General features: G+C 72.2%; 17 protein-coding genes. 10 read left to right on the forward strand and 7 right to left on the reverse strand.

What is annotated here, in order from left to right:
* Positions 1–5: 5 nt before the first annotated feature.
* A complete protein-coding gene (locus ACZ66S_RS22995; RefSeq protein WP_469903386.1) occupies positions 6–1,493 on the reverse strand; it encodes an MFS transporter in 1,488 nt (495 codons plus the stop codon).
* 86 nt (positions 1,494–1,579) lie between these two features.
* Between ACZ66S_RS22995 and ACZ66S_RS23000 the strand changes: the two genes are divergently transcribed.
* A complete protein-coding gene (locus ACZ66S_RS23000) occupies positions 1,580–1,963 on the forward strand; it encodes a MarR family winged helix-turn-helix transcriptional regulator (RefSeq protein ID WP_469903387.1) in 384 nt (127 codons plus the stop codon).
* Here ACZ66S_RS23000 and ACZ66S_RS23005 read toward each other — a convergent pair.
* Both ACZ66S_RS23005 and ACZ66S_RS23010 read right to left on the reverse strand, forming a co-directional pair.
* A complete protein-coding gene (locus ACZ66S_RS23005; protein WP_469903388.1) occupies positions 1,960–2,694 on the reverse strand; it encodes a maleylpyruvate isomerase family mycothiol-dependent enzyme in 735 nt (244 codons plus the stop codon). The two genes, ACZ66S_RS23000 and ACZ66S_RS23005, sit on opposite strands and share 4 nt — an antisense overlap.
* Before the next feature lie 45 nt (positions 2,695–2,739).
* Entirely contained in the window at positions 2,740–3,684 is a 945-nt protein-coding gene (locus tag ACZ66S_RS23010) for a LysR family transcriptional regulator (RefSeq protein WP_469903389.1), read from the reverse strand.
* Positions 3,685–3,734: 50 nt separating this feature from the next.
* Here ACZ66S_RS23010 and ACZ66S_RS23015 point away from each other — a divergent pair, with 50 nt between their 5' ends.
* Both ACZ66S_RS23015 and ACZ66S_RS23020 read left to right on the forward strand, forming a co-directional pair.
* Positions 3,735–4,430: a type 1 glutamine amidotransferase domain-containing protein gene (locus ACZ66S_RS23015; RefSeq protein WP_469903390.1), complete on the forward strand. Its 696-nt coding sequence runs from the start codon at positions 3,735–3,737 to the stop codon at positions 4,428–4,430.
* 91 nt (positions 4,431–4,521) lie between these two features.
* Complete coding sequence (locus ACZ66S_RS23020; RefSeq protein WP_469903391.1) at positions 4,522–4,857, forward strand: hypothetical protein; 336 nt, start codon at positions 4,522–4,524, stop codon at positions 4,855–4,857.
* A gap of 118 nt (positions 4,858–4,975) precedes the next feature.
* Here the strand turns inward: ACZ66S_RS23020 and ACZ66S_RS23025 are convergent, their stop codons facing one another.
* Entirely contained in the window at positions 4,976–6,148 is a 1,173-nt protein-coding gene (locus ACZ66S_RS23025) for an MFS transporter (protein ID WP_469903392.1), read from the reverse strand.
* 382 nt (positions 6,149–6,530) lie between these two features.
* Here ACZ66S_RS23025 and ACZ66S_RS23030 point away from each other — a divergent pair, with 382 nt between their 5' ends.
* The 6 genes from ACZ66S_RS23030 to ACZ66S_RS23055 all read left to right on the forward strand — a co-directional run bounded on the left by ACZ66S_RS23030 (position 6,531) and on the right by ACZ66S_RS23055 (position 17,182).
* Entirely contained in the window at positions 6,531–7,439 is a 909-nt protein-coding gene (locus ACZ66S_RS23030) for a helix-turn-helix domain-containing protein (RefSeq protein ID WP_469903491.1), read from the forward strand.
* A 1,074-nt stretch (positions 7,440–8,513) separates the two neighbouring features.
* The gene (locus tag ACZ66S_RS23035) at positions 8,514–9,851 is read left to right on the forward strand and encodes a gluconate:H+ symporter (RefSeq protein WP_469903393.1); all 1,338 of its coding nucleotides are present in this window, start codon (positions 8,514–8,516) and stop codon (positions 9,849–9,851) included.
* Between the two features lie 68 nt (positions 9,852–9,919).
* The gene (locus ACZ66S_RS23040) at positions 9,920–11,248 is read left to right on the forward strand and encodes an enolase C-terminal domain-like protein (RefSeq protein ID WP_469903394.1); all 1,329 of its coding nucleotides are present in this window, start codon (positions 9,920–9,922) and stop codon (positions 11,246–11,248) included.
* Positions 11,249–11,561: 313 nt separating this feature from the next.
* The gene (locus ACZ66S_RS23045; RefSeq protein ID WP_469903395.1) at positions 11,562–12,161 is read left to right on the forward strand and encodes a hypothetical protein; all 600 of its coding nucleotides are present in this window, start codon (positions 11,562–11,564) and stop codon (positions 12,159–12,161) included.
* A gap of 122 nt (positions 12,162–12,283) precedes the next feature.
* Entirely contained in the window at positions 12,284–15,478 is a 3,195-nt protein-coding gene (locus ACZ66S_RS23050; protein WP_469903396.1) for an amidohydrolase family protein, read from the forward strand.
* Between the two features lie 225 nt (positions 15,479–15,703).
* A complete protein-coding gene (locus ACZ66S_RS23055) occupies positions 15,704–17,182 on the forward strand; it encodes a glutamate-cysteine ligase family protein (RefSeq protein ID WP_469903397.1) in 1,479 nt (492 codons plus the stop codon).
* Here the strand turns inward: ACZ66S_RS23055 and ACZ66S_RS23060 are convergent, their stop codons facing one another.
* Positions 17,183–18,280: a Gfo/Idh/MocA family protein gene (locus tag ACZ66S_RS23060; protein WP_469903398.1), complete on the reverse strand. Its 1,098-nt coding sequence runs from the start codon at positions 18,278–18,280 to the stop codon at positions 17,183–17,185. It abuts the gene before it with no gap.
* Positions 18,250–18,960: a ThuA domain-containing protein gene (locus tag ACZ66S_RS23065; RefSeq protein WP_469903399.1), complete on the reverse strand. Its 711-nt coding sequence runs from the start codon at positions 18,958–18,960 to the stop codon at positions 18,250–18,252. Before ACZ66S_RS23065 ends, ACZ66S_RS23060 begins: the two co-directional genes overlap by 31 nt.
* A 239-nt stretch (positions 18,961–19,199) precedes the next feature.
* Between ACZ66S_RS23065 and ACZ66S_RS23070 the strand changes: the two genes are divergently transcribed.
* The gene (locus tag ACZ66S_RS23070; protein WP_469903400.1) at positions 19,200–20,342 is read left to right on the forward strand and encodes a S1 family peptidase; all 1,143 of its coding nucleotides are present in this window, start codon (positions 19,200–19,202) and stop codon (positions 20,340–20,342) included.
* 36 nt (positions 20,343–20,378) lie between these two features.
* Here the strand turns inward: ACZ66S_RS23070 and ACZ66S_RS23075 are convergent, their stop codons facing one another.
* On the reverse strand, positions 20,379–22,547 hold the full coding sequence (locus ACZ66S_RS23075) for a protein kinase domain-containing protein (RefSeq protein WP_469903401.1): 2,169 nt from the start codon (positions 22,545–22,547) through the stop codon (positions 20,379–20,381).
* Positions 22,548–22,632 lie beyond the last annotated feature (85 nt).

Below are 22,632 nucleotides of genomic sequence, written 5' to 3' on the forward strand. Positions count from 1 at the left end.
CCCCCCTAGTCGCGTACGGTGACGCGCTCCGGCTCCCGCGCGGTGGACTTGGCGACCACGACGGAGGGCTGCGGCCGACGTGCGGTGCGTGCTCCCGTGAGGGTGATCAGCAGCCCGGCCGCGGCGATCGCGGTGACCACGACCAGTCCGGGGCGGTAGCTGTCGAGGACGGCCTGCGGGGTGGCGTTCTCAGGGGTGCCCGCGGTCACCACCGCGGTCACGACGGCCAGGAAGATCGCGCCGCCGACCTGGACCGAGGTGTTGAGCAGTCCGGAGACCATGCCCTGCTCGTGGTCCTCGACGCCGTTGGTGGCCTGGATGTTGAGCGAGGGGAAGACCAGCGCGCAGGCGGCGCCGATGAGCAGCATCGACGGCAGGATGGCAACCGCGTACGCGGGGTCGAGATCGACGCCCAGGAACAGTGCGTACCCGACGACCATCAGCGCGAAGCCCGCCGGGATCAGCCGGTGGGTGCCGAACCGGTCGACGATCGAGCCGACCTTCGTCGAGGACACCGCCACCAGCGCGCCCGCGGGCAGGAAGGCGAGCGCGGTGTGCAGCGCCGACCAGCCGAGCAGCGACTGCATGTACAGGGTCACGAGGAACTGGAAGCCGACGTAGGAGCCGAAGAAGGCCATGGCGCCCAGTTGGGCACGGATCTGGGTGCCGGAGCGCAGCACGCCGAGCCGGATCAGCGGGCCCGGCGAGCGCCGCTCGACCGCGACGAACACGCTCAGCAGCACGGCCACGGCGAGGAAGGACAGCAGCGTGCGGGCCGAGGTCCAGCCGGACTCGGGAGCCTGGACGACGGTGAAGACGAGCAGCAGCATCGAGGCGGTGCCGAGGACGGCGCCGGGCACGTCGTAGCCGTTGTGGTCTTTCTCGCGGGCGCTGCGCGGCAGCAGCTTCAGGCCCGCGATCAGGGCGACCAGCGCGATGGGCGCGGGCAGCAGCATGGTCAGGCGCCAACTGGCCTCGGTGAGCAGGCCGGACAGCACCAGGCCCATGGAGAAGCCGGTGGCGGCGCAGGTGGTGTAGATGGAGAGCGCGCGGTTGCGCAGCGGGCCCTCCGGAAACGTCGTGGTGATGATGGACAGGCCCGCGGGCGCGGTGAAGGCGGCGCTGAGGCCCTTGATGAAACGGCTGGCGATCAGCAGCGGGCCCGAGTCGACGAGGCCGCCGAGGAGCGAGGCGACGGCGAAGACGCCGAGGGCCACCAGGAAGACCTGGCGTCGGCCCAGCAGGTCGGCGGCCCGGCCGCCCAGGAGCAGGAGACCGCCGTAGCCGAGGATGTAGCCGCTGACGATCCATTGCAGCGTCGAGGTGGAAAGGCCCAGGTCGGCGCCGATGGACGGGAGCGCGACGCCGACCATCGACACGTCCAGGGCGTCCAGGAACATCGCGGCGCACAGCACCAGCAGGGTGCCCCAGAGCCTGGGTGTCCAGCGGATCGCCGAGGTCGCGTCCGCGGGGGTGGTGAGCGGAGAGGTCATGGCGAAGACACTACATGCGCATGCATCGAATGCAAACGCATTTAATTCCGATGCAATAATTCGTCTTCTCTGCTACGGTGCCGCGCATGGTGGCGAAGAAGCCCGAGCAGGCGCTGGCGGAACAGTGGCGGGACATCCTGGCGCTGCACGCGCGCACGCAGTGCGAACTGGACCGCGCTCTTCAGCAACACGGCCTGTGCGGCAGCGACTTCGAGGTTCTGGACGTCCTGGCCGACGGCGGCTGCGCCTACCGCGTGCAGGAGATCTCCGAGCGGGTCCATCTGAGCCAGAGCGCGCTGTCACGGCTGATCGCCCGGCTGGAGAAGGACGGTCTCGTCGAGCGCGGGATGTGCGCCGAGGACCGGCGGGGCGTACGGGTGTCGCTCACGGCCAGGGGACGCGCGCTGCACCGTGCCGCCCTGCCGGTGCAACGCGCGGTCCTCACCAGGATGTTGGAGCCCTCCGCCTAGCCCACGGCGGACTTCTCCCGCCACAGCGCGGCGACCGACGCGTCCCCGGTCACCCGCGGGAAGGGCAGCCGGTTCCACAGCGCCGGATAGAGCCGGTCGGCCGGCCCGGACACCTCGCAGTCGGCGTCCCCCGCCTCGCCGCGCTCGGTCGCCGGCGGCTCCCCGGTCAGGCGTACGGTCCACACGGCGCCGTCCGTGTCGCTCGCCCGCACCCGCAGCACCCGGGGCTCGGCGCTGCGGACCCGGCTCTTCTCGCGGGCGTGGAAGCCGCGCAGCAGCTCGTCGATGCCGTCGGCCGCGAAGTCCCTTCCGATCTCGTGGGGGGTGCCGCCGCGTGCCGCCTCCGCGTCGACGCGGTGCACGGTCGTCTCGTGGGCCTGCCGCCGGGCCCAGAAGGCGAGGGGCGAGGGAGCGGGGAAGAAGTGCCAGCAGCGGACGTCGGGTGCGGCGGAACCCAGCGTGTCGACCAGGCGACGGTGGCCGGTGCGGTACCAGGCCAGCAACTCCTGCCCGTCGAGGGCGGGTTCGTCGTCCATGGGGCGGAAGTCGGTCCGCTCCTCGGCCACGAACGCCGTCGCCCAGCGGTGCACCACGCCCGTGTGCCGCAGCAGGTCCCGCACCTGCCACTGCGGGCAGGTCGGCACCTTGGCGTCGGTGCCCGCCTGTTCGGCGGCCGACGCGAGCAACTGGCCCTCGCGGTCGAGGATGCGGATGAACTCGGCTGTCTCCATGGGAGGAGTGTGCCTGAGGGTGCCGGATCGCTCACCCCCGTTCGGCTACCAGTCCCGGGCCGCCCGCAGCAGGTGGTCGCGGACCAGCGCGACGTGCGGACTGCCGGAGGTGCCGGGGCGCTGCACCAGGAACGCCGTGTTGATGGGCGGGTCGTCGGGGTCGTGGAGCAGGACCAGCGCGCCCGACGCCAGCTCCCCGGCGCACAGGTAGCGGGGGAGCACCGTGAACCCGGCGCCGGCGACCACCGCGGCCTTGACCGCGTTCAGGTCGGGCACGGTGAGGGCGGGCTGCCGTACCAGGCGTCGGCCGAAGACGTGCCGCCAGTAGCGGCGCACGATGGGCAGGTCCTCGGCGTAGGCGACCAGCGGGACGCCGTGCAGCGCCGCCGCGAGGTGTTCCGGTGCGCCGAGCCGCCGGGCCCACGAGGGGGACGTGACCAGCACGAACTCCTCGTCGTTGAGCGGCACGGCCGTGAGCGTACGGCCGCGGGGCCGGAACGTGGCGATCACCAGGTCGTGGCGGCCTGCGCGCAAATCCTCCAGGAGCGGCTCGGTCAGACCCGGTGTGACCCGCAGCCGTACCCCTTGGTCCACCAGGGGTGCGAGACAGGGTGCGACGGATCGGGACAGCAGCTCCGCCGGGCCGGCGAGATGCACCGGCTCGACCGGCCCGTCCTCCGCGCTCCCGGCCGGCCCCGCCACCGCGGCGAGCGAGTCCAGAGGCTGCACGATGCGGGCCGCGAGCTCGTCCGCGTACGGCGCCGGAGTCACGCCCCGCGCCCGGCGCTCGAACAGCTCACGGCCCAACTGCCGTTCCAGGGAACGGATCTGGGTGGTCACCGTGGGCTGGGACAGACCGAGCAGACGGGCGGCGGCGGTGAAGGAGCCGGTGCGGTGCACGGTCAGGAACGTCCGCAGCAGGTTCAGGTCCAGCGGGGCCCCGACGGTCGGCTCGGCATCCTCGGAGCCATTGGTGTTCCTATCCCTCATATGCATGAGCCTATTGGATTTCTATGGCAGGACGGGACTACGGTTTCGCCATGTCGAAGATCCTCTTTGTGATGACCGGTGCCGACCACTGGACCCTGGCCGACGGCACCCAGCACCCGACCGGCTTCTGGGCCGAGGAGGCCGTCGCCCCGTACGAGGCCTTCAAGGCCGCGGGCCACGAGATCGTCGTGGCGACCCCGGGCGCTGTCGTGCCGACCGTGGACAAGGGCAGCCTCGCCGCCGAGGTCAACGGCGGGCAGGAGAACGCCGACCGGATCGCCGGGGTGCTCGCCTCGGCCCCCGAGCTCCGGGCCCCGGTCCGGCTGGACGAGGTCGACCTCGACGACTACGCGGCCGTCTTCTACCCCGGCGGCCACGGGCCGATGGAGGACCTCGCCGTCGACGCGGACTCCGGCCGGCTGCTCACCCGCGCCCTGGAGAGCGGCAAGCCCCTCGGGGTCGTCTGCCACGCCCCGGCCGCACTGCTCGCCGCCACCAAGGCGGACGGCACCAATGCCTTCGCCGGGCGCCGCGTCGCCGCCTTCACCAACGCAGAGGAGACCCAGGCGGGCCTCGCCGACAAGGCCAGGTGGCTGCTCCAGGACCGGCTCACCGAGGCCGGCGTCCAGGTCGAGGCGGCCGAGCCGTGGGCTCCGCACGTGATCGTCGACGGCAACCTGGTGACGGGGCAGAACCCTGCCTCCTCGGCGCCGCTCGCCGTCGAACTGCTGAAGAAGCTGGGCTGAGGGACGGGTCGGGCTTCCGAGTGGGGCCCGAGTCTCTGAGGCTCCTCAAGTCGCTTGGCGGGGACGGGCCTCCGCCGTCACGATGATCCGCATGTCGGGAATCGCGGGACTGAACAAGAAACACAACTTCGTGCTGGTCCTCCGGGACGCGGAGGTCGTCGGAGCTGCCCTGCGCCAGGCGCTGGCCGAGGCCTCGCCCGAGGAGCGCCCCGGGCTGGAGCGGGCCGTGACGCTCGTCGAGTCCACCGCCGCCGCCACCGAGGCCGGGCTGCGGGCCCGCTGGGTCCGCTCCCGGCTGGCGGCCGTCGGCTTCACGGGTGACCTCACCTCGGTGGCGGCGGTGCGGGCACTGCGCAAGGCGGAGCCGAAGCTGAGCCTGCTGGCGGCGGTGCAGTTGCAGAAGGAGGCGGTGGCTCATCCGGAGTGAACCGGAGCGGGCCTGAGTGGTCCGGACGGGGCGGCGCGTGCGAGTACGTACGGACGCGGACGCGGGGGCGAGTGGTGCGGGCACCGGTGGGAGTCGTACGGGCTGTGTCCGGAGGCGGTCAGACCGCCGCCGCGCGTCGGGTCAGTGCCGCGATGGCCGCGGCGATCGCGGCGAGTGCCGCGACGCTGGTGAGGGCGACCGGCAGGGAGAACCAGTCGGCCATGAACCCGATGGCGGGCGGCCCGAGGAGCATGCCGCCGTACCCCAGGGTGGAAGCGACGGCGACCCCGTCGGGGCCGGCCAGCCGGCCCGCGCGCTCGACGGCGACGGGGAACAGGTTGGCCAGACCGAGCCCCGTGACCATGAACCCGAGCAGTGCCGCCCAGACGGAGGGGGCGAGGGCGCCCAGCAGCATGCCGAGCGCGGCGGTGGTGCCGCCGCCCACGAGCGTGCGGGTCTGGCCGAGTCGTTCGAGCAGCTTGGTGCCGGACAGCCTGCCGATGGTCATGGCGAGCGCGAAACACGAGTAACCGACCGCCGCGACGCCGGGTGCGGCGTCCAGGTCGTGCTCCAGATGCAGTGCGCTCCAGTCGGCCAGCGCGCCCTCGCCGTAGGCCGTGCACAGGGCGATCAGACCGAAGGTGACGACGAGGCCGCGGGTGCGGGTGGGGGCGGTCTCCCGGGGGTGGGGTGGGGACTCTGGGCGCGGTGTGTCCTCGGCGGGTTTCGGGGGCTGGATGCGCAGCAGGGCCCGGCCCGCGACGGCGGTGACGAGCAGGCCGATCACGGTGAGGCCGAAGAGGTGCTTCGTCGGCGAGAGGGCTCCGGCGACCAGGCCACCGAGCCCGGCACCGAGCATGCCGCCCAGGCTGAAGGCGGCGTGGAAGCTCGGCATGATCGGTCGCCGCAGCGCGGCCACGAGATCGACCGCGGCGCTGTTGAACGCGACGTTGATGCTGCCGTACGCGGCCCCGAAGAGCAGCAGTACGGCGCCGAGTGCCGGTGCGGAGTGGGTGAGCGGGGGCAGGGCGACGCTCAGGGAGAGCAGGACGGCGCAGACGACGGTGACCCGGTGGGTGCCGTATCGGCGGCACAGCCGTCCCGTGAGCATCATCGTGATCACCGCCCCGGCCGAGACACCGAGGAGGGCGAGACCGAGGGCGCTGGCGGAGGCGCCGGTCTGCTCCTTGATCGCGGGGATACGGACGACCCACCCGGCGAAGACGAAGCCGTCGAGGGCGAAGAAGACGGTGAGGACGACACGGAGTCGGGTGAGGGAGTTGTCCGGCACGGCGATGCGTGTTCGCGCTTTGTTTATTAGCGGCACAAAGTCAGCGTAGGTGCGCGCTCGATTGTCGGCAAGGGTGTTCGGGTGAGCGGAGGAGGGACGCGTGGGGCGTCGTCATCGGATCTGCACGCGTCTGCATGGCAACTTCACGCGGGACGTGGTGAGTCGGGGGAGGGGGCGTTGGATGCTTGATGTCGTGGAGGTGGTGAGGGGTTGGTGCGGGGTGGTTCTTCTGGCTCCGCCGGGCCCTCTGGGTCGCGCCCTCTGATGCTTCCGTTTTCTCCGGTTTCTCCGGTTTCTCGGGGTGGAAGGAGCGCTCCAGGTGGTTCTCGGCGCACATGATGGCCCGGCGGGGGCGCGTGCGGGGGTGGTCGGTGCGGCCGGTGTGTCGGGTGTGGTCGATGTGACGGGTGCGGTCGAGGTCGTGCGGCTCGGTGGGCTGTGGCGGGTGACCAGGCCCTGGCATCCGGGGTTACGGCCGTACCTGCGCAGCTACGTCGGTTACTGGGAGGCGGTGGCCACACCGTACAAGGCGCGGCTGGTGCCGACCGGGCGTGCGACCTTGTTGATCAGTCTCGCGGAGCCGTTCACGCAGGTGCGGCGGCTGGGTGTGCGGGACGGTGGCAGTGGGCGTATCGGGTCGCTGGTGGTGGGGCTGGAGGACCGGCCCGCGATCTGTACGCATCCCGGCGGCCAGGAGGCGATCCGGGTGGAGTTCACGCCCCTGGGCGCGTACCGGTTGTTCGGCATGCCGATGAGTGAGCTGACGAACCTGACCGTGGAGATCCGTGACGTCCTGGGGCCCGACGCCCGCGAGCTGGTGGAGCGCATGGCGGCCACGCGGGACTGGGCCACCAGGTTCGACCTGCTGGACGCGGCGCTGCTCGCGCGGCTCGAGTACGGTCCGCTTCCCGCGCCCGAGGTGGGGCATGCCTGGCAACTGCTCTCCGGCAGCGCGGGTGTAATGCCGATCGCCCGTATCGCCGACGAAGTGGGCTGGAGTCAGGGGTACTTGACCCGCCGGTTCACCCAGCAGATCGGGCTCACCCCCAAGGCGTCGGCCCGGGTGCTGCGCTTCCGTCACGCCGTGGCGCTGCTCGGGCGTGGGGCGGCGAGCCTGACCGAGATCTCCATGGCCTGCGGGTTCTACGACCAGGCGCACCTCAACCGGGATTTCCGCGCCATCGCCGGGACCACGCCCGGCCGGATGGTGGCCTCGCGCAGGGTGGAGGGGGCGGTGGCGCTCTCCGGCAGTGCAGATTCTTCCAAGACCGCGACGGCGGCGACCCGATAGCGTCCCGCTGGCACAACCGACGGCCGGTCGGATGGCGCGGGGGACCGTCCGACCGGCCCGAGCTCCATCGACGCGGGAACCGTTTTGCCGGGGGACGGCGTACCGCCGCGAGGGAGCTCGTCCGCCGGGCGCAGTGGCGTGTCGGCGGAGCAACGGGCTGGGGGGGAGACGAGGGGTGGGGGCGCGATCGAGTCGGTGCGGCTTGGTGCGGGGGCTGCTCGTCGTCGCCACTTTCGGCAGGTCCAGAGGGCGGTGTGTATGCCGTGGCCTTGGGCTACGGCGTGCTCCGGGTCTTTGCCGGGCTTCGACTCGTGAGGAAGAGTCGTGGGGTGTAGAGGACGGGGGGGGGTAGGGCGGGCGTCCTAGGTGCCCACGGCCGGGGTGTCGTACCGCAAGGTGAGCCCGACGACGCCGGCGACCGTCTGCTCCCGGTTGGCCGAGTGGCCGCGGGCCCGTACTTCCGCGCATGGCGAGCGGGGTGGCCCAGGTTGTGTGTGCATGTGAGCCGTGACTGCCAGCAACGACACGTCGCCGCAGGGGAGTTCGTCGTCATGGAGCTTCGCGGGCAATGCCTGCGCAGGGGCCGGGCTCTCGCGGGCACCGTCGGTCCACACGGCTGATCGTGTGCAGGTAGTTGTGCGGCTCGCGGCGGCCAGGTAGACGATGTCCGACCCGTCCGTCCGGGTTAGCTGGATGACCTCGCCGAGCGCGTCCGGAGCCTCGTCGGGATACGGGGGTGCCGCGCGGACGTGCTTACCTGCTGCTCCAGGGTCCCAGCGCCTCGGTGACTTTCTACAGCCGCACAGGTCGACTCCGCCCCGTGCCCCGCGCAGTTCGCGTATCGCCGTGATGCCGACGCCCGACCTGACCTCGGGTGCGCCACGGCGTCGCGGCGTGGGGCGATCGTGAGGCGATTCTCGTGGACCCATTGACCGTCGGTGATCCATACATCTAGCCTCCGTCCTCATATGTAGACGTTGTCTTTGTATGAGGATCGTGTTCAGCGAGGTGATTTCGCCGGAGGCTTCGGTGGACTCGCCTTGGCGCACCGCCAGTTCAAGGGAGAACTGACACATGCCGCTCGTCGTGGTCGGGATCAGCGTTCTCGTCCTGCTCTTTCTGATGACGAAGCTGAGACTGAACGGCTTCGCCGCACTGCTCCTGGTCGCCGTGGGGGTTGCCCTGGTCCAGGGCATCGGCCTGGAGGACATCCCGGACGTCCTCTCCGAGGGGATCGGGGACCAGATCGGCGACACCATGCTCACCATCGGGCTCGGCGCCATGGTGGGCCGGGTGATGGGGGACTCCGGCGCCGCCCAACGGATCGCCGGCAGACTCCTCGACGTGTGCGGCCCGCGCTGGGTGCAGGTCGCCATGGTGTTGTCCGCCATGCTCATCGGCGTGACCATGTTCTACGAGGTCGCCTTCGTCATCATCGTGCCGGTCGCCTTCACCCTCGTCCGCGTCACCCGGGCCAACCTGCTCTGGGTGGGCCTGCCGATGTCGATCGCCCTGTCCACCATGCACAGCTTCCTGCCGCCCCACCCGGGCCCCACGGCGGTCGCGGCCACCTTCCACGCCTCGGTCGGACTCACCCTGTTCTACGGCCTGTTCATCGCCGTCCCGGTCGGCGCGTTCATCGCGCTGCTCTGGCCGCGTCTGCCGTTCGTCCGACGGATGCACCCCGAGATCCCGAAGGGCCTGGTCAGTGCACGGGTCTTCGAGGAGGAGGAGATGCCCGGCATGGGCTGGTCGCTGGCGGTGGCCCTGCTGCCCGTCGTGCTGATCGCCGGAGCCGCCGTGACCGACCTCGCCACGTCCGGGGACAACGCCGGACTGCACTTCGTCGCCTTCATCGGCTCCGCGCCCATCGCCCTGCTGCTCACCCTGCTCGTCGCCGTGTGGGTGTTCGGGCCGCGGATGGGGCGCAGCCTCGCGGAGGTCAGCACCTCGTGCAAGGAGGCCGCCCAGGCCATGGCGATGATCCTGCTGGTCATCGGAGCGGGCGGTGCCTTCAAGAACGTCCTCGTCGAGGGCGGCATATCCGACTACATCAAGGACGCGACCGACCACTGGTCCGTCTCACCGCTCGTCCTGGCCTGGCTGATCGCAGCCATCCTCCGCATCGCCCTCGGTTCCGCGACCGTCGCCGTCGTCACCGCCTCCGGCGTGGCGCTGCCGCTGCTCGCGGGCGGCGGGGTCCACGCCGAGGTCATGGTGCTCGCCGTCTCCTGCGGGTCCATCGCGTTCTCGCACGTCAACGACCCGGGATTCTGGATGTTCAAGGAGTACTTCAACCTGTCCGTCATCGACGCGATCAAGACCCGCACCACCTACACGACCGTCCTCGCGATCCTGGGCCTCGGCGGTGTACTGGTCCTCGAACAGGTGCTGGACGCCCTGAGCGTCTGACCCTTCCCGGATCCACCGGCCCCTGGTGCCTGAACTCCCCCCGAACCACTGGAAGGACACCGCCCGCAATGAGCCAGCCCGTCGTCACGAAGTTCTCCGTCCACCCGGTGGCCGGCCGGGACTCCATGCTCCTCAACCTCTCCGGCGCCCACGCCCGCTTCTTCACCCGCAACGTCGTCGTCCTGGAGGACTCCGAGGGACGCACCGGCCTCGGCGAGGTGCCGGGCGGCGACGGCATCACCCGGACCCTGCGCGACGCCGAGAGCCTGGTCGTCGGTGCCCGCGTCGGCGACTACAAGCGCGTCCTGCGCGCGATCCACGACACCTTCGCCGACCGCGACTCGGGCGGCCGCGGCGCCCAGACCTTCGATCTCCGCACCACCGTGCACGCGGTCACCGCCGTCGAGTCGGCGCTGCTGGACCTGCTCGGACAGCATCTCGACGTCCCCGTCGCCGCCCTGCTCGGTGACGGCCAACAGCGGGACACCGTCCGGGTCCTGGGCTATCTCTTCTACGTCGGCGACCCGGGCCGCACCGACCTCGACTACCTCCGTGAACCCGGCGCGGACGTCGAGTGGTACCGCGTTCGGCGCGAGGAGGCGCTGAGCCCCGAGGCGATCGTCCGGCAGGCCGAGGCCACCTACGACCACTACGGCTTCCGGGACTTCAAGCTCAAGGGCGGTGTCCTGGCGGGCAGCGAGGAGGTCAAGGCCATACGCGCCCTCAAGGAGCGGTTCCCCGAGGCCAGGATCACCCTCGATCCGAACGGCGCCTGGTCCCTGCGCGAGGCCGTCGAACTGTGCCGCCCACTCGTCGGCACGCTCGCCTACGCCGAGGATCCCTGCGGTGCGGAGGGCGGTTACTCGGGCCGGGAGATCCTCGCGGAGTTCCGCCGGGCCACCGGGCTGCCCACCGCGACCAACATGATCGCCACCGACTGGCGGCAGTTGACCCACGCGCTCGCCCTCCAGTCCGTGTCCATCCCGCTCGCCGACCCGCACTTCTGGACCATGCAGGGCTCGGTCCGGGTCGCCCAGTTGTGCCACGCCATGGGGCTGACCTGGGGCTGCCACTCCAACAACCACTTCGACATCTCGCTTGCGATGATGGCCCACTGCGGTGCCGCCGCCCCGGGTGAGTACAACGCCCTCGACACCCACTGGATCTGGCAGGAGGGCACGGAACGGCTCACCGTCGAACCGCCGCGGATCGTCGGCGGCGAGGTCGCCGTCCCTGACGCGCCCGGTCTCGGCGTCAGGTTGGACATGGACCGGCTCCTCGCGGCGCAGGAACTGCACGAGAAGGTCGCGTCGGCGGGGCGGGACGACGCCGTGGGGATGCGGTACCTGGTCAAGGACTGGGCCTTCGACGCCAAACGGCCCTGTCTCGTGCGTTGATCGTGGGGCGGGGAGAGAGGGCGCGTTGATCCTGGGTGCCTGGGTGCCTGGGTGCCTGTCTCAGACGCCCCAACACCCAGTGCTCCCAGCCCTCCCAGCACGCCCAACGCTCCCCGCCTCCCGGCCCAGCCCCCAGCCCCCTGCCCAACCCCCCGTCGTTGACATGACCAAGACACTTCACTAGCATCCGGCACACCTCGGAAAGCGCTTTCCAGTTCATGCCTCGACTTCCCCCCACGGGATCCACCACCCCCAGGGGATCCCCCCACGGGATCCCCCCCACGGATCCACCCCCCCACAAGAGGACCCCCACATGAACGCAAGAAAGGCCGCGGTCACAGCCGCGCTAGCCGCCGCCCTCTTGGCCGGCCCCGGCATCGCCCAGGCCGCCCCGGCCGCCGCGACCGCACCCCACGAACAGGTCGCGGCGGCCACCATCACCTGGACCCTGGAGCGGGCGAGCAACCCCACCGCGGACCAGCAGTCGGCGTACGCCCTGATCACCTCGGCCATGAACGCCGCGGTGGCCCGCTACAACAACCTCAGCGACCTGGGCAAATCCATCACGGTCCGCTACGACACCGGCGTTCCCACCGCGGACGGCAACATCAACGGGACCATCCGCTTCGGCGCCAACCGCGGCTACATGACCGAGCGGACCGCGCTGCACGAGATCGCCCACACCATCGGCGTCGGCACCAGTTCGGGCTGGTCCGCCCTGGGCGGCAGCGGCACCTGGACCGGCGCGCAGGCCACCGCCCTCGTCCGTCAGTACGACGGTTCCTCGGCCAAGTTGTCCACCGGTGGTGGCCACTTCTGGCCCTACGGCCTCAACTACGAGAACGAGTTCTCCGGTACGGCGGCCGACCGCCACGTGCGGATCGTCGCCGCGATGGTGCGTGACGGACTGTGAGCTGAGGGGTTGATGTCCGGGGGCGAAAAACCGCTCCCGGACCCGGTGTTCGGGCGCAGGACCGGCCCCCGCGGGGAAGGGCCCATGTCGTCCGGCACCCCACCCGCGCACTGGAGGCTCCCTTGGACGTCCACGGCACACCCGACACTTCCCGGTCCGGTCCGCTCTCCCGGCGCAGATTCCTCCAGGCCGCCGGCGTCACCGCCACCGCCGTCACGACCGTCGGCCCACCCGCCTCGGCCGCCTCCTCCCACCCGGCCACCCTCACCCTGACCGCCACCACCGGCGGTTCCGCGACCCTCTCCCCGGCCGGCGACCGGCTCGTCGCCGAGGTGCAGAACGTCCTCTGGTCGATTCCGCGCGACGGCGGCGCCGCCGTCGCGCTCACCACGCCCGGCCTCGAACCCACCCGCCCGCAGTTCTCGCCCGACGGCAGCCGCCTCGTCGTCTGCGCCTACCGCGGCGGCGGCTTCCACCTGTGGACGCTGCGTTCCGACGGCGGTGATGTGCGCCGGCTCACCGACGGGCCCTGGGACCACCGCGGCCCCGCCTGGTCGCCGGACGGCACCCGGATCGCGTTCGCCTCCGAGCGCGGCGGCGACACCGTGACCGGCAGCCCGTACCGCGTCTGGGTCGTGGACGTGCGCACCGGAGCGCTGACCCGGCTCACCGGGCCCCCGGGACCGCAGGGCCCGGCGCAGGGCGGCGCCTGGGAGGACTTCGACCCCACCTGGTCGGCGGACGGCGAGCGCGTGCTGTTCGTGCGCGCGGCCGTCACCGCCACGGGCACCCTGCGCGCCGACACCCTCGCCTCGGTCGCCGCCGACGGCACGGGACCGGTCACCGTCGAGCACACCGACGACTCCGGCGCCCAGCTCATGACCCCGGCCGTCTCGCCCGCCGGCCGCCTCGCCCACCTGCGCACCACGCCCGCGCCCACCGCCTCCTGCACCCTCGTCGTGGACGGCACGCCCGTCCCCGTCGACGGCGACGTCCTGCCCGCCCCGCCCCGCTGGACCGACGGCGGACGGCTCCTGCTCGCGGTGGACGGCCACTTCCGCCTGATCGACCCCGCGGCACCCGCGGCGGGGGAGGAGATCCCTTTCACGGCCGCGATGCCCGTCGAACGGCCCCGCTACCGCGGCAAGGCGTACGACTTCGAGGGCACCGGCGTCCGGCGCGTGCGCTCCCTGCACCTGCCCGCCCTCTCGCCCGACGGCCGCAGCCTCGCCTTCGCCGCCCTCAACTCCCTGTGGACCGCCGGGACTTCGGGCGGGCGTCGGCCTCGTAAGATTCTCCAGGTCCCGCCCACCCGCTATGTGTCCGGGCCGACCTGGACGCCCGACGGCACCGGTCTCCTCTACGCGGACGACCGCGACGGACTGTTCACCGTGCGGCGCCGCGACCTCGACTCCGGCGAGGAGAGCGTGCTCGCCGACGGCGGCCGGGTCTTCCCCGCGCTCTCGCCCGACGGGACCCGCCTCGCCTGCCTGGACATGACCGGAAACCTCGTCGTGCGCGCCCTGCCCGACGGCGCGGAACGCACCCTCGCCGCCCCGCTCGGCGCGGGCGGGCTGCCCGGCCGCCCGAGCTGGTCCCCCGACGGACGGTACGTCGCCCTGTGCGACCGCAACCGGCTCAACCAGCGCTTCCGGGAGGGCTACAACCTCATCCGGGTCGTCGACACCGCCACCGGCACCGCCGCCCTGCACGCCCTCGCCCCGCACACCTCGCTGTCCGACCGCTACGACTCCGGCCCGGTCTGGTCGCCGGACGGCCGCTGGATGGCGGTCGTCGCCGAGTCCGCCCTCTGGCTGCTCCCGGTCCGCGCGGACGGCACGCCCGCCGGGGAGCCGCGCCGCCTCACCACCGAGCCCGCCGACCACCCCTCATGGTCCGCCGACGCCCGCACCCTGCTCTACCTCTCCGCCGGCACCCCCCGCCTGCTCGACGTCCGCACCGGAAAGGCCCGTACCGTCAAGGTGCCGTTGGACTACCGGCGGCCCCGCCCCGCGGACACCCTCGTGCACGCCGGCCGGTTCTGGGACGGCACCGGACCCGGCGTCCGCGAGGACGTCGACCTGCTGATCCGTGACGCCAGGATCGCGGAGGTCGCCCCGCGCCGCGCCGGACGCCCTGCCGTACGCCGGGTCGACGCGAGCGAGCGCACCGTGCTCCCGGGCCTGTGGGACGCCCACACCCACCCCTGGCAGAGCACCTACGGCGGACGGCAGACCGCGCTCCAGCTCGCCTACGGCATCACCACCGCCGTCTCCCTCGGCGGTTTCGCCTACGAGCAGGCCCGCATCCGCGAGGCGGTCGCCGCGGGCGCGCTCGCCGGACCGCGGCTGCTGGCCACCGGCGAACTGCTCGACGGGGCCCGCGTCGCCTACAGCATGGGCCGCGCCCACCGCACCCCCGAGGGACTGCGGCGCTCACTGGCACGCGGGGCGGCGCTGGACTGGGACTTCGTGAAGACGTACGTCCGCGCCCCGGGCTGGGTGATGAAGGAGGCCGCGGACTTCGCGCACGAGAGGCTCGGAGTGCGCAGCGGCAGCCATCTCTGCACGCCGGGGGTGCAGCTCGGACAGGACCTGACGACCCATCTGCAGGCCACGCAGCGGCTGGAGTTCGGGCACGCGACCTCCGCCACGGGCCGCGCCTACCAGGACGTCCAGGAGATCTACACCGAGGCGGGCTTCCATCTGGTCGCCACCCCGTTCACGGCGCTCGCCCTGCTCGGCGCGGACCCCGATCTCGCCGAGGACCGCCGGGTCACCACGCTGATGCCGCCCTGGGACACCGCGCTGGTCCGTCAGCAGGCCGGACAGTCACCCACGGCCGCGCAACTCGACACGCTGGACCGCGAGTTGGTCGTCTACCGGCGCATCCTGGCCGACGGCGGGCTGGTCGCGCTCGGCACCGACCAGCCGCTCGTGCCGGTCGGACTGCATCTGCACCTCGCCCTGCGGGCGCTGCACCGCGGCGGCCTCTCGCCGGCGGAGGCACTGCGCACCGCCACCCTGCTGCCCGCCCGCGTGTTCGGAGCGGACGGCGACCTCGGCACCCTGGAGGAGGGCAAGCTCGCCGACCTCACGGTCGTGGACGGCGATCCTTTCACCGACTTCGACACCCTGATCCGCACGGTGGCGGTACTGCGCGGGGGCGTGCCCTTCGAGCAGGCGGACCTCGTGGCCGCCTTCGACTCCGGCCCGCGCTCCGACACGTCCTCCGGGGTGTCGTCCGACGCGGACTGGCTCGGGGTGAGCCGGCAGCTACGGCGTGAGGGGTGCTGCGATCCGGGGACCGCGCTGTGAGAGAGGCGCGGTGACACCGGTCCCCTCCCTGGACGTCCAGGGAGGGGGACACCCGGCCCGCGGCGGCACCCGACCTGCCGGCAGGACGGTCTCGCACCGGGGCGTACGTTCCGTGAGCGGCGCGTCGCGTACCGCCCCGGTGCTGTGCGCCGACTGTCCGGGACGTCCCGGAAGTGGGACTCTGGGACGGGAGAGGCATCCGCCGAGGGGACCCGGGAGGCCCCGATGGGACGTGACGTGCCGGCCCTGGTGTTCACGCGGGAGGACCGCCGACGGTACCGGGACAAGATGCACACCTGTCTCGACGTCCTCGCGCAGATGCTGCGCGAGTCCGGGTTCGAGAGCGAGCGGCCGCAGGTCGGGCTGGAGATCGAGCTCAACCTGGTCGGCGAGGACGGGCTCCCGGTGATGCGGAACACCGAGGTGCTCCAGGCCATCGCCGACCCCGCCTGGTCGACCGAGCTGGGCCGCTTCAACCTGGAGATCAACATTCCGCCCCGCCGTCTCCTGTCCGGCGGGCCCGGCTCCTGGGAGCAGGAGATCCGGGACGCGCTCAACCACGCCGAGCAGCGCGCCTCGGCGGTCGGCGCCCACCTCATCATGGTCGGCATCCTGCCGACGCTGAGCGAGTCGGACGTCGGCGAGACCGCCCTGTCCGGCGATCCGCGCTACCGGCTGCTCAACGAGCAGATCTTCGCGGCCCGTGGCGAGGACCTGCGCATCAAGGTGGACGGCGTGGAACGCCTCGCGATGTACGCCGACGCCATCACCCCCGAGGCCGCCTGCACCAGCACGCAGTTCCATCTCCAGGTCGCCCCCAAGGAGTTCGCCGCCTACTGGAACGCGGCCCAGGCCGTCGCGGGCGTGCAGGTCGCCCTCGCGGCCAACTCGCCCTTCCTCTTCGGCAAGGAGCTGTGGCGCGAGACCCGTGTCCCCCTCTTCGAGCAGGCCACCGACACCCGTCCCCAGGAGATCAAGGCACAGGGCGTACGGCCCCGGGTGTGGTTCGGGGAGCGCTGGATCACCAGCGTCTTCGACCTGTTCGAGGAGAACGTCCGCTACTTCCCGGCCCTCCTGCCGATCTGCGACGAGGAGGACCCGCAACAGGCCCTCGACGGCGGCGGAGTCCCGGAACTCGGCGAACTCACCCTGCACAACGGCACGATCTACCGCTGGAACCGCCCGATCTACGCCGTCACCGACAGCGGCCCGCACCTGCGCATCGAGAACCGGGTGCTGCCCGCCGGACCCACGGTGTCCGACACCATCGCCAACGGCGCCTTCTACTACGGCCTCACCCGCGCCCTCGTCGACGAGGACCGGCCGGTGTGGACGCGGATGTCCTTCTCGGTGGCCGAGGAGAACCTGCACACCGCCGCGCGCGACGGCATCGACGCCCGTCTGTACTGGCCCGGCGTGGGCGAAGTGCCGGTCACCGAGCTGGTGTTGCGGCGACTGCTGCCCCTCGCCCACCAGGGCCTGGAGCTGGCCGGCATGGACGCGCAGTGGCGGGAGCCGCTGCTCGGGGTCGTCGAGCAGCGGTGCGTCACCGCCCGCAACGGCGCGCTGTGGCAGGCGGACATGGTCCACCACCTGGAGAAGTCGGGCGTCGGCGACCGCCAGGAGGCGCTGCGGCGGATGACGATGACGTACATGGACTACATGCACCTCAACGCACCCGCGCACACCTGGCCCGTGGACTGATCAGCGCCACTCCTCCGCGGGCGTCAACGGCACCGGATCCGGCCGCTCGACCGACGTCGACAGCTCGATCCGCCGCCCCTCGGCCGACGAGCGGAGCAGCGCGGTCATCGTCTCCAGTACGTGCAGGGCGAGTTCACCGCTCGCGCGCGGTGCCCGCCGCCCGTCCGCCGCGACGAAGTCGAGCAGGCCGACACCCCGGGCGGCACCGACGTAGCCGGCCGAGGGCGGGAGCGCGCGCCACTCGGCCGCGCCGAGTTCGAGGAGCCGTACCTCGCCGTCGAAGTGGTTGGGGTCCGGGACCGTCAGGGTGCCGCGTTCGCCGTGGACCTCGATCGGCGCGGCCGTGGTGGCGACCCCGTCGAAGCTCGTCGTGATCGTCGTCAGGGCCCCGCCCTCGTGTTCGAGGACCCCGGACACATGGCTGTCCACCTCGACCGGTATCCGCTCGCCCGCGCGCGGGCCCGACCCGATGACCCGTTCGGTGCGGAGCCGGCTGGACGCCCCGGTCACGGCACGCACCGGACCCAGCAGGTGCACCAGGGAGGACAGGTAGTAGGGCCCCATGTCCAGGAGGGGGCCGCCACCGGCCGTGTAGTAGAAGTCCGGGTGCGGATGCCATCGTTCGTGGCCCGGGGTGACCATGACGGCCGTGGCGAACAGCGGGCGGCCGACGGCTCCGGCCTCCACCGCCGCCCGTGCCGTCTGGACGCCGGTGCCCAGGACGGTGTCCGGCGCGCACCCCACCCCGACCGACGCCTTGTCCGCCGCCTCCAGCAGGGCGCGGGCGTCGGCCAGTTCGGCGGCCAGCGGCTTCTCGCCGTAGACGTGCTTGCCCTGGCCGATGGCGCCGAGGGCGATCTCGGCGTGCGCGGCCGGCACGGTGAGGTTCAGTACCGTGTCGACGTCCGGGCAGCTCAGCAGTTCCTCGACGGACAGCGCGCGTACGCCCGGCAGTTCGGCGGCGACGGCGGCCGAGCGGGAGGCGTCCAGGTCGGCGACGGCCGTGACCCGCACGGCGGAGCGGCCGACGAGCGTGTCCAGATAGGCGCGGGAGATGAAACCGAGACCTATGACGCCGATGCGGTGCGGGTCGCCCACAGCATGCCCCTCTCTATGACGGTACGGACGGCGGGGTGTTCCAGGACGTCGAGGCTGTGTCCGGGAGTCGTCACCACGACCCGTCCGGCGCCCCAGTGGCGGGTCCAGACCGCCGGCGAGGTGACCGGACGGTGCCAGGGCTGCCAGGGCCGGGCGGGATGGGTGGTGGTGGCGAGGACGTCGATCAGGTCGTCGTGGAGCACCCAGTACTGCTCGGTGTGCAGCTCGAAGTCCTCGACGCCCGCGGTGACGGGGTGCTCGCGGCCGAGGCCGGTGACGGTGACGGTGTGCGGCAGGAAGTTGTCCTCCTCGCCGCCCCGCCGCTCGCACGGCTCCTTGCCGGGATGGGTGGCGAACTGGCCGCCCACCAGGTGGAGATAGTCGGCACAGGCGCGGAACGAGTCGGCGATCCCGCCGTGCCAGCCGGTGAGACCGGTACCGGCCTCCACGGCCGCGCTCAGTCCCGCCGCCTGCTCGGCGGTGATCTCGGACATGGTCACGCACTGCACGACGAGGTCGGTGGCGGCCATCGCGTCGGCGTCGGCGTAGACGGCGGGCGACTCCTCGATCCGGACGTGGTAGCCGTTGCTCTCCAGAAAGGGCAGGAACAGCTCCGTGGCCTTGACCGGCTGGTGTCCCTCCCAGCCGCCTCGGACCACCAGGGCTTTCTTCCGTGTCATCTTGTTCCTTCGCGCGGCGGGACAGGGCTCCTGGGAGAGATCCCCCGGGCGGGTCGGAGGAAATCCCCGTTCCGGCACCCGGTCCCCGGCCGCCTGAACGACCGGAAGGGGGACGGGATTTCGACAATCCCGACGTTGGTATGGACCTGTCAATAGTCAGTGGCTAGGCTCTGCCGGACCATCCTGAGAGCGCTCTCACAGACCACTGCCACCCCGTTGAACGACGAAGGGCAACCTCCATGAGACGCACCCGAATCATGCGCGCGGGCCTCGCCGTGCTGCTCCTGCTCGGCGCCGGCGCGGCCGCGGGCACGGTACCCGCCACCGCCGACGAGAAGGCGCCCGCCTCCGCCGGAATCCTCACCGCGATGCAGCACGACCTCGGCCTCTCGCCCCAGGAGGCCGTGTCGAGGCTCGCCGCCGAACGGAAGGCCACGGCGCTCGAACCCAAGGTCCGCCGGGCCGCGGGCAGCTCCTACGGCGGCTCCTGGTTCGACGCCGCCAAGGGCACCCTGACCGTCGCCGTCACCCCGGGCACCTCCGCCACCGCCCTCCGTGAGATACGCGACTCCGGCGCCACGGTCCGCACCGTCGCCCACAGCGCCCGTGAACTCTCCGCCACCCAGGCCCGCCTGGACGCGCTCCCCGCACCGGACGCCGTGAGCAGTTGGCACGTCGACCCCAGGGCCAGCACGGTCGTGGTGAACGTCGTCAGCGGACGGCAGGCTGACAACGATGTCCGAGCGTTCGTCGCGCGGGCCCGCAAGGCGGGCCCGGTGACCGTGCGGGAGGTGGCCGCCGCGCCGACCACCTTCGCCGCCGGAACCGTCGGCGGCGACCCGTACTACACCGGCAACGTCCGCTGTTCCATCGGCTTCTCGGTGTACGGCGGCTTCGTCACCGCGGGCCACTGCGACCAGCACACCGGCAGCGTCTACGGCTGGGACCGCAGCTACGTCGGCAACTTCCAGGGCTCGTCGTTCCCGGACAACGACTACGCCTGGGTCAACGTGGGCAGCGGCTGGTGGACCGTCCCCGTCGTGCTCGGCTGGGGCACCGTCTCCGACCAGCTCGTGCGCGGCTCGAACGTGGCCCCCGTCGGCGCCTCGATCTGCCGCTCGGGCTCGACCACACACTGGCACTGCGGCACGGTCCTCGCCATGAACGAGACCGTCAACTACAGCCAGGGCGCGGTGCACCAGATGACCAAGACCAGCGTCTGCGCCGAACCCGGAGACTCCGGCGGCTCGTTCATCAGCGGCGACCAGGCCCAGGGCGTCACCTCCGGCGGCTGGGGCAACTGCTCCAGCGGCGGCGAGACCTGGTTCCAGCCCGTCAACGAGATCCTGAACCGGTACGGCCTGACCCTGCACACCGCCTGACCGCCCGTGCGGGCCCGGCTTCGGGGCCGGGCCCGTTCAGGTGACGTCGGCCACCGAGAAGATCCCCGGGCCGCTGACGCCGTACAGCACGCTCCCCGCCAGGAGCGGTGGCACCCCGCTCGGCGACAGTTCCTCGAACGAGCGGCCGGCCGTGTCGAAGGACGGCTTGGTGCGGCCGATCTCCTTGCCGGTCCTCGGGTCGAGGGCCAGGACGCTGGTGTCCGGCATCGTCACGTACAACCGGCCCGCGTGGTACGAGGGTTCGCTGAAGACGCGCAGGTCGCGGGAGCTGGACCACAGCGGCTTGCCGCGCTTGACGTCGAGGGCGAGCAGGGTCTCGTTGCCGTAGTCGAAGATGTACATGGTGTCGCCCCGCACCAGCGGCGGCGCCTCGGGTTCCACGCTCCAGGGGAAGTCGATCCGGCGGGTCCTGCCGCTGCTGAGGTCCTGCACGAAGAAGGCGGCGGACACACCGGAGCCGTCCTCCCAGCGCGCGTAGTACGCCGTGCCGTCGTGGACCGTCGCCAGCCACAGGTCGCCCTTCGGCGCGTCGACACTGCCCAGCGTCCTGCCGGTGCGCGCGTCGAGGTGGGCGATGCCGCCCTCGCCGCCGCGCAGATCGGCGTAGAGCGTGTCCTCGGGGCCCTCGTGGAGGGGGCTCGGCGAGGTGGCCGTCAGCTCGCGCCGCCACAACTCCCTGCCCGTGCGCGGCTCGTAGGCCGCGAAGCGAGCCGTGTCGGAGGGGCCCAGCTCGTCCAGTCGGACCACGAGCACACCGCTCAGGAAGTCGAACTCGCCCAGCGGCCCCTTCAGTTGCCACAGCCGCTTGCCGGACCTGCCGTCGTAGGCGTCGACGCCCTGCGAGCGGTCCGCGCTGTACACGAACACCACCCCGTCGTGGACCAGGGGCTCGCGGATCGAGAAACTGCTGACCTGCTTGCGGCTCATGGGCTTCGTCCAGGCGACGTTGCCCGTCGCCGGGTCGAGCCGCATCAGGGCGACCTGTTCGGAGGCGCAGAAGACGCCCAGCGCGTCCGGGGTGCACGAGGGGCCGAGGCCCGTCGGCGCGTCCTTCCCGTCCGAGCCCAGCGCGTGGTGCCAGGGGCGCCAGCCCGCCGGTGCCGCGGCGCCGGGTGCCGTGGTCCGCGGCGCGAGGGCGTCGAACTCGCCGACGGAGCTCGCCGGTTCCTCGCCCACCACGGCGACCGCGGCAGCCCCGGCCCCGCCGAGGAGAGCCACGGCGGCCACCGCGGCCCACAGCCTCCTGCCGCGGCGCTGGCGCCGGACCGGTCCGGCGGCGCCGGCGAGCGGCGAGGTCACCGCGTCCGTCGGCGGCATCGGCGGGGCCGGGGCCACCTCCCGGGCCGGCCGCCCCTCGGCGAGTCCCTCCGGGAGCGCCGCCAGCAGCTCCAGGACCTCGCCGGACGTCGGCCGGTCCGCGGGCTCCTTCGCCAGACAGAGCGAGACCAACGGGCGCAACGGCGCGGGCAGTCCACCGAGCCGCGGCTCGCCGTGCACGGTGTTGTACGCGGCCAGGTAGGCGTTCTCCGCCTCGAAGGGACTGTGCCCGGTCGCCGCGTACACGAGCACCGCGCCCAGCGAGAAGACGTCCACCGCGGAGCCGACCTCGTGCGGGCGGCTGAACTGCTCCGGTGCCATGAAGGGCGGCGACCCCATCACCATCCCGGTCTGGGTGCGCACGTCGCTGTCGGCCGCGCGCGAGATGCCGAAGTCGATGACGCGTACGGCGCCGTCGTCGCCCTCGGTCTCCAGGAGCAGCACATTGCTGGGCTTGAGGTCCCGGTGCACGACCTCCGCGCGGTGGATCTCCCGCAGGGCCTCGGCGAGTTCGGTACCGAGACGGCGCAGGGCGGGCCACTCCAACGGGCCCGACCCGTCGACCCGTTCGGCGAGGGTGCGGCCCGGGACGAACACGGTCGCCATCCACGGCCGTACCGCCTCCGGGTCCGCGTCCACGACCGGTGCGGTGAACGCTCCGCTGACCCGGCGCGCGGCGGCGATCTCCTGCCGGAACCTGGCCCGGAACTCGGGGTTGTCCGCGTACCGGGTGTGCACGACCTTCACCGCGACGGCCCGACCCGACGCCGACCGGCCGAGATAGACGACACCCATGCCGCCGGTCCCGATCCGCGATTCGATCCGGTAGCCGCCGACGGACTCCGGGTCGTTCTCGCGCAGGGTCACCGTGTCTCCTTCACCGCTCCTGGCCAGGACGGCTGCGGTCCGGACGCTTCTGACAGGGATTCCTCACTCTAGAGGGGGCGCGGTC

The organism is Streptomyces sp. NPDC107471, from assembly GCF_055582845.1.